The organism is Marinobacter sp. ES-1, from assembly GCF_000475255.1.
In the GTDB taxonomy this organism is placed as follows: Bacteria; Pseudomonadota; Gammaproteobacteria; order Pseudomonadales; family Oleiphilaceae; genus Marinobacter; species Marinobacter vinifirmus.
This window is the reverse complement of the sequence record NZ_AXBV01000066.1, coordinates 61,098-68,239: the sequence shown is the minus strand read 5'-3', so window position 1 is coordinate 68,239 and position 7,142 is coordinate 61,098. Positions and strand designations below refer to the sequence as shown.

Genomic DNA, 7,142 nt, shown 5'->3' with positions numbered 1-7,142 from the left:
TACTTTATTTCGAATTAGTAACTCATATCATTTCTTTACTCTCCGGGATGGCCTGCAATAACAACATGCTTGCGTTAGCAATGACAAAGATGAGGGCACCATGGGTTTACTCGATCGCACTGCAATTTTATGGGGGGTGGGCATTGCTGTTGCGCTCGGTATTGCCTGCATTCTGGTGGCTCCGTTGATGGGGCTCGATGCCGCCTCTCTGTTAATCGGGCTCCTTGTGGGCCTTGCTGCTGCGGCTTGCTATCTGGTTTTACGGGTGCTTGAACCAATAGAGCGTGGCATCAACGACCTGAATGATGGCTCCCTGGCTGACAATCATCCCTTGCGGGCTCAGTGTGCGCAGCTTCTGGCGGATGCCCGTGCGGGCAAGGCCCTGGTTGAAACCCTCTCGGCCAGTGCCGACAAGAATGCCATCTCGGCCGCCGAAGTCTCGTTTGCGGCGGATCAGGTGAAGCAGCGCCTGGACCGACAGGTTGAAGAAACCGCTCAGATGGCCGACTACGCCGGCCAGATCACGGAATCGGTTCGGGAATCATCGGAACAGGCCACCAACGCCGCCACCATGGCATTGCAGAATCGCGAAGTCAGCGTGGAGGGGCGTCAGTCATTGGTGTCGGCCATTGAAAATGTGCGCCTGGTGCATCAACAGTCGGAAGAGAACCTCAGGTTGATTCAGGCCCTGCACGAAAAATCCGGCAAGATCCAGGGCGTGACGTCCACCATTCAGGGTATCGCCGAGCAGACTAATCTTTTGGCACTGAATGCCGCCATTGAGGCGGCCCGCGCCGGTGAACAGGGCCGCGGGTTTGCGGTGGTGGCTGATGAAGTCCGGCAGTTGGCCGGGCGCACTGCCCAGGCCACCAGTGAAGTGGCGGACACCCTCGACGAAATCCAGAATGACACAACCAAGATTGTGTCCCGCATTGAATCTCTGGCGAAAACCGTGGAAGACGGGCTGACATCTGTAGAGAGCGTTGGCGGCCAGCTGGATCAGATTCGGGATCAATCCGACCGGGTTCAGCAGCAGGTTGCCCGTATTGCCGAGATTGACCAGAACAACGAGCAGAGTCTGGCCCAGGTGTTTTCGGCTATTGAGTCTGTCCGTGACCATATATCCGAAAGTGATACCAGTGTGGCATCGCTGGCGGACCAGGCTTCCACGTTGATGGAGCTGGCGGAGAAGGCGAATGCTGCCTTTGCGCTGAACAGCAGCGAAAGCTACCACCGGCCGTTTTATGAGAAAGCACTGGAAGGGGCGCAGCAGATTGGCCAGTTGTTTGAGGCGGCAATTCGAGAGGGCCGTTTGAGTGAAGCGGCGCTGTTTGACAAGAAGCGAACACCGATTGCCAACACCCAGCCCCAACAGTATTCCAGCAGCTTCGATCGGTTTACTGACCAGATGTTTCCGGCAATACAGGAGCCCATCAAGAAATCCCATGAGGCTATGGTGTTCTCCATCGCCTGCGCGCCGGACGGTTATGTGCCTACCCATAACAAGGATTTTGCCCACCCGCCGAGTGGTAATCCGGAAGTCGACCTGGTGAAAAGCCGCAGCAAGCGACTGTTCAATGACCGCACTGGCATACGCTGCGGGAGTCATACCGAAAGCATGCTGCTCCAGACCTATCGCCGGGACACCGGTGAAATCATGCACGATCTGTCGGTGCCCATCTATGTGAACGGCAAGCACTGGGGCGGGTTCCGGGTTGGGTATCGGCCGGCGGGGAATTGATCGCACTGGGCTCCAGCCAAGGCTGTGATAGACTGCCAGGGACGTAACAAGGAGAACACCTGTGTCCGAAACCGAGTATATCCCCGCAAAACCTGACGGTCAGCAATCACAGGAGCCCAGCTCTGCGAGGAATCTGGCGGTGGTGGTTTACATCCTGCAGGCGTTGTCTTTTTTCCTGGGGGGGCTGACGGCACTGGTGGGCGTGATCATCAACTACGTCAAACTGGATGATGTCCGTGGTACCTGGATAGAGCCCCATTTCCGCTGGCAGATCCGCACCTTCTGGATTGGTTTGCTGTGGACAGTCATCGGGGTGATTACCACCATGCTGATCGTGGGCTGGTTTATTCTGCTGGGTATTGCGATCTGGGTGATCTACCGAATTGTCAAAGGTGCCCTGGCCCTGAACGATGGCAAGACCCCGATGTAACGGGGTCTTGATGGCTCAGTCTTCCGTCACTTCTTCCAGGCGTAATGCGCTCAGCATGCCCGCCAGCCCCATCAGTCCCAATACCAGAATCACCGCCACGTCCGAAATCATGGAAATGGCGGCTGTGAACCCCCCGGTTACCAGCAGCAACACACCGATAACGGTATTGCTGACCGCTGTGTAGTCTGTCCGTTTGTTGCCTCCGGCCATATCCACCAGATAGGTTTTGCGCCCCAGGCGCACGCCGGCATGGGCAATACTCAGCACAAAAAACGCGACCGGATAGAACCAGGCACCGCCAAACCCGGGGCCCAGCACCAGTGCCAGAACACCAACCACCAGGCAGACCGAGCTGGCCATGGCGGCACCCCGAATCATCACTCGGCGGCTGGAGGTGTCGGCGGCCCAACCCCAGAAGCTGGCGCTCAGGGAGCTGGCCAGACTGCTGGCGAGCAGAAAGACGCCCAGCATCCAGCCAATATCGGATTCCTGTTGGGCGAGCACCACGAAATAGGGAGACGCCAGAGCCGAACACAAAAGCAGTGCACGAGTGATGACAAAATGCCTGAAGGGCGCATCGTCCCGTAGCAGCGACAGACTTTTAAAAGCCTCGTTGATCGCGTTGCCACCGCCCCCTGTTTCCCCGGCATACTCTTCCACATTGGCAAACAGAACCCCGGCAATCACCCACAGCGTAGCTGCCAGGAGCAGCAATGTGGTGTAGAACGCAATGCTGGGGTCGCCCCGATCCCAGAACAGCAGTCCTGTGAGCACCACCGTGGCGGTGCCCCCAATGGTGGTTGCCAGCCCAGACAGCCGGCCCCGGCGGGTTTTGGGGATACACTTGCCCTGAACGTCTTTCATGGAGACCGAGCAGAATCCCCGGGCCAGTGAAAACACAATAAGCGCCGCGACAATGCCGCCACCTGCCGCATAGCCTTCAAGAAACCACACGCTTGCCGCCATCGCAGCCACGCTGACGGCCTGCCCGAAACTGCCCAGGGTCCAGAACCATTTGCGCACCGCCTTGCGACGCACCCAGGCGGCGATCACCATCTGCGGCACCATGGAGCCGGATTCCCGGATAGGCACCAACCAGGCTACCAGAGCCGGTGCGCCAACGGCACTCATCAGCCAGGCCAGCACGGTCTTGGGGCTGATCAGCAAGTCGCCGAGTTTGGTGAGCACATTGCTGAACAGAATCAGGAAGAAGTTTCGGGGTACTTCCCGACAGGCTTCCTCCGGGATGTCTTTACAGACCCGTGCGTCCTCTTCGTTGGCAATCAGTCCGTAGAGCTGGTCGATGGTGTCGGGTTTGGTTGCTGGCAAAGGGCCGTCCTCCGGAAAAATGTTTGCCAAGCATACCAGTTAGCTCGGGTGTGCTTAAGCGGGAGGACCAGCGGTGCCGGTCAGACCAGGTGGTGGTCCCACTGTACCGGTAGCCGCGCGATGTCTTTCGCAGGTTGTCCGGCGCTCAGTTGCACCAGTCGGCCCTGTCCCGAGGACACCAGGAAATCGCCTCCTGCCAGAGTCTGAATGCCGGCGCAGTCAGTGATGCGGGCTTTGGAAACCAGCTCCCCGGTCTTGCCGCGGAAGACAATAGCGGTGCCGCCCACGGGGGAAGCGGCGGCGATCAGGTCGTTTTCAGGATGGGCCACCACGCTGGCGATGTAGTTGCCGAGAGCGGCCTGGGTTTCCGGGTCAAAGCGATATTCCCGGAGTTGCCCATCTTCTATGCGCGCCAACAGCGGAGGTCGCTTGTAGAGCGGTCCCTGGTACTGGTAGGCAACATAGACTTTGCCTTCGGTACTGACGCTGACGTGGCGGGAGCTCTGCTGGTGGTGGGCAGGGGGAAAGCGGCCAACGATCTGGCCGGACCGGCGGTCCATCAGAATCAGGGCCGGTTGCATGGTATCCAGATTGAGTTTGATGCGGTCGTAATCAGGGTGAGTCAGAATGCCGCCCAGGCCGATGACCAGAGTGTTGCCGTCCGGATGCAGGGTAAGCTCATGGGGCCCGATGCCGGCCAGTTCAAAGGTGTCCACCCGTTTATAGTCCTGCTCGGCATCGTAGACGGCGACAATGCCTTCGCCGGGCTGGTAGCGGCTGGCCGTGGCGTAAAGCCACCGGCCATCAGGTGAGAACACGCCGTGGCCGACAAAGTGTTCGCCTTCCGGGGCCATGATGCGGTGTCTGCGTTGGCCGGTTTCTGCATCAAACACATAGAACGACCAGCCCGGTCGGCGTTCAAAAAACAGAGTATCGTTTCGGCCGGGCCGGTTACAGCCGCTGTGGCATCGCGTGTCTACCGGCGCCTGCCACTGGACGTTGCCGGATCGATCAAAGGCACTCACGCCAAAGCGTCCATCCGGCAGGCCAACCGCGCCGGCATAGCGTTCGGGCTGTGGGCCGGTTTTGCGGGGGAGCAACGAGCACCCGGTGAGGGTGGCGGCCATAGCTCCGGCGACGGTGGCTTTGATCAGGGTTCTGCGATAGATGAGCATGGGTATACCTGTTCAGTCGCCGTCACTTGAGTTGAAGCCACGCACTACGCCAAGCGCCACGGCGGCTTCGTCATTGACCAGCGTTGAAAGCTGGGAGACATCCACAAAGAGCCCTTGCAGAATGCGGAACCGCTCATCACTCTCCATGAGCGTTGTCATGGCAGCATGGGCTTCCGGAAAGTTGTCAGCCACTTCCTCAAACTGCCTCTGAATGCGCTCTGCCAGTCTGGCCTCGCCGTCGGTTTTCAGCAAAGTGATCAGTCCGGGAAGGTAGAATTTCTCGAGCCCTGCCACTGTTGCTTCCACCGCCATCAGACTCTGGCCACTGCGCCAGGCATCGGTGATGTAAGGGTTGCGTTTGCCATTGCCCCTTAGCCCCATGGGCTGCGCCAGTCGTCGCTCTTCCAGTATTTCAAGCGCCTTCATACCGGCTTTGATGGTGGTGTCGCGGTATGGCCCGGTGTCCAGATAGTGTTGTTTGAAGCTGGCCCAGCTGTCTGCGAGACCCCGGGCATTACGTGCCATATGTCGGGTGACCGCCGAGAGCACCTCACAGTTTTTGGCTGCGGGCAGGGCGTTTTCTCCACTGTTGAGTTGCTCATCGAATAGCAGGTATTCGGCCATGGGAAAGCCCTGAACCGCTACCCCGGATTGGTTGATCACCTCGGCGTTAACGGGAGCTTCGGTGCCAAGCAGATACCGGGCCTTGCGAGCGACCAGGTTTTTCGGGTCCGGCCAGAACTGGAATTGCCAGGACAGGTTGTTGTTCTCCACCGGGCCGAAGTCAACAAATCGGACCCGCTGCCAGGCCAGGAAGGCATCGAGCCAGGCATCGTTCAGGGCCGGTCGGCTGTCGGACGTTGGCGTATTGCAGTAACCGACTGCCGCCGATGCCAGTTGTTCGGTTTTGGTTGCCAGCGATTCGTAGCCGTTTTGAATAGCGCCATGCCACTGTTCGCGGGCCCGGGTATCGGCGTTGGCCGCGAGTGCCGCCGTAGTGCAGACGAGCAGGGCGGAGGCGAAGAACAGTCTGGTGATCGGTTGCATAGTGGATCCTCAGAGTGAATTCAGAAAATCGATCAGGGCGCTGCGCTCCGGCTCGGCCATCTGACGATAGCGGTCAGCTGCCGGCTGGGCTTCGCCACCGTGCCAGAGAATGGCTTCTTCCAGCGTGCGGGCGCGGCCGTCATGCAGAAAACCGGACTGGGGGTTAACCACCTGGGCCAGGCCTATGCCCCAAAGCGGTGGCGTGCGCCACTCGTTGCCGTCAGCGAGGAACTCGTCCCGGCCGTCTGCCAGGGCCGGGCCCATGTCGTGCAGTAACAGGTCGGTGTAGGGCCAGATGGTCTGGTTGCTCAGATCCGGGCGGTCGGCCACTTCTCCAGTCTGGTGTTTCGGGGTGTGGCAACCGGCACAGCCGGTTTCATTGAATAGCCTGGCGCCTTTCTGCACGGATTCAGCGCCCAGATCCCGACGGGCAGGGACCGCCAGACTCTTGGCGTAGAAGGTGACAAAGTCGGCGACCTTGTCGCTCACTTCGGGCTCACCACCGTGAGTAAACCGTTCGCACTGTTGTTCCGGGGTGCAGTCGGTGGTGGGTTTGATGGACGATGTCAGGCCCATATCGCCGGCGAAGGCGCCCATGCTTTGCTGGTGCACATCCGGTTCCGCGGCTTTCCAGCCAAACCGGCCCGGCAGCGTTTGCTGGCTGGCGACATCCCACACCTGATTAAGCTTGCCGGAAATCCCGTTGTTGTCGGTATCTTCCGGATCGGCCAATGCCTCAAGATCGGCAATAGGGATGGCTTCCAGCAGTCCCATGCCGATCATTTGTGGTGCCACCCGGGGAGAGACCAGCAAATTTGCCGGCATAGGACCATAGTTGGGGTTCTCGATGCGATATTCCGGTTTGCGCAGTTCAACCACCGTTCCATCCCCAAGTATTTCCTGAACTGGCTCCCAGTCAATCACCAGATCCGCTTCCGGTTTTGCGGCCGGCAGGGCCGCAGTCTGCAATTGACTGCCGTAGACCGGTGCGGGTTTGAAACCGTGCTTGCGCAGGAGTTCTGCATCCTTGACCGGATCGGCGGGTACTGCCAGCCGCAGGAACAGGGAGACAGGCGGTTCATCAACGCCGGGCGGGTGTCCACGGCCATCCTTGATGTGACAACCCTGGCAGGAGTTGGTATTGAACAGGGGGCCCAGGCCGTCCCGGGCATCGGTGCTGGCCGGTGCTTCCACCCAGGGATTGCGGAAGAAACTGTTGCCAACGCTGAAATCCAGGCGTTTGGTCATGGACAGGTTGCCCTGGGGCAGCGAGTAGGCGTTGGTGTCGGCCTGATTGACCGTGCCTTCACCGCCTGTGGCCGGTGTAGTTTGTATCGGGTAACCAGCGTGAGTCTCTGCAATCAGGGGTTGAGTGCTGAAGGCCAGCGGCAACAGACAGAAGATGAGTGCTCGTTTCATA

General features: G+C 59.5%; 6 protein-coding genes. 2 read left to right on the top strand and 4 right to left on the bottom strand.

The window, feature by feature from the left end; all coding sequences use genetic code 11:
• Positions 1–100: 100 nt before the first annotated feature.
• A complete protein-coding gene (locus tag Q668_RS12730; RefSeq protein WP_036219951.1) occupies positions 101–1,741 on the top strand; it encodes a methyl-accepting chemotaxis protein in 1,641 nt (546 codons plus the stop codon).
• A 61-nt stretch (positions 1,742–1,802) separates the two neighbouring features.
• The gene (locus Q668_RS12725; RefSeq protein WP_014422205.1) at positions 1,803–2,171 is read left to right on the top strand and encodes a DUF4870 family protein; all 369 of its coding nucleotides are present in this window, start codon (positions 1,803–1,805) and stop codon (positions 2,169–2,171) included.
• 15 nt (positions 2,172–2,186) lie between these two features.
• Here the strand turns inward: Q668_RS12725 and Q668_RS12720 are convergent, their stop codons facing one another.
• The 4 genes from Q668_RS12720 to Q668_RS12705 form a co-directional block, all read right to left on the bottom strand.
• Complete coding sequence (locus Q668_RS12720) at positions 2,187–3,500, bottom strand: MFS transporter (RefSeq protein ID WP_011786281.1); 1,314 nt, start codon at positions 3,498–3,500, stop codon at positions 2,187–2,189.
• Between the two features lie 80 nt (positions 3,501–3,580).
• Positions 3,581–4,675 carry a DUF1513 domain-containing protein gene (locus Q668_RS12715; RefSeq protein WP_022989994.1) on the bottom strand — a complete coding sequence of 365 codons (1,095 nt, stop codon included), beginning with the start codon at positions 4,673–4,675 and terminating at the stop codon, positions 3,581–3,583.
• A 12-nt stretch (positions 4,676–4,687) separates the two neighbouring features.
• Positions 4,688–5,722 carry an imelysin family protein gene (locus tag Q668_RS12710; RefSeq protein WP_022989993.1) on the bottom strand — a complete coding sequence of 345 codons (1,035 nt, stop codon included), beginning with the start codon at positions 5,720–5,722 and terminating at the stop codon, positions 4,688–4,690.
• A gap of 9 nt (positions 5,723–5,731) precedes the next feature.
• A complete protein-coding gene (locus Q668_RS12705) occupies positions 5,732–7,141 on the bottom strand; it encodes a di-heme oxidoredictase family protein (protein ID WP_022989992.1) in 1,410 nt (469 codons plus the stop codon).
• Position 7,142: the final 1 nt, after the last annotated feature.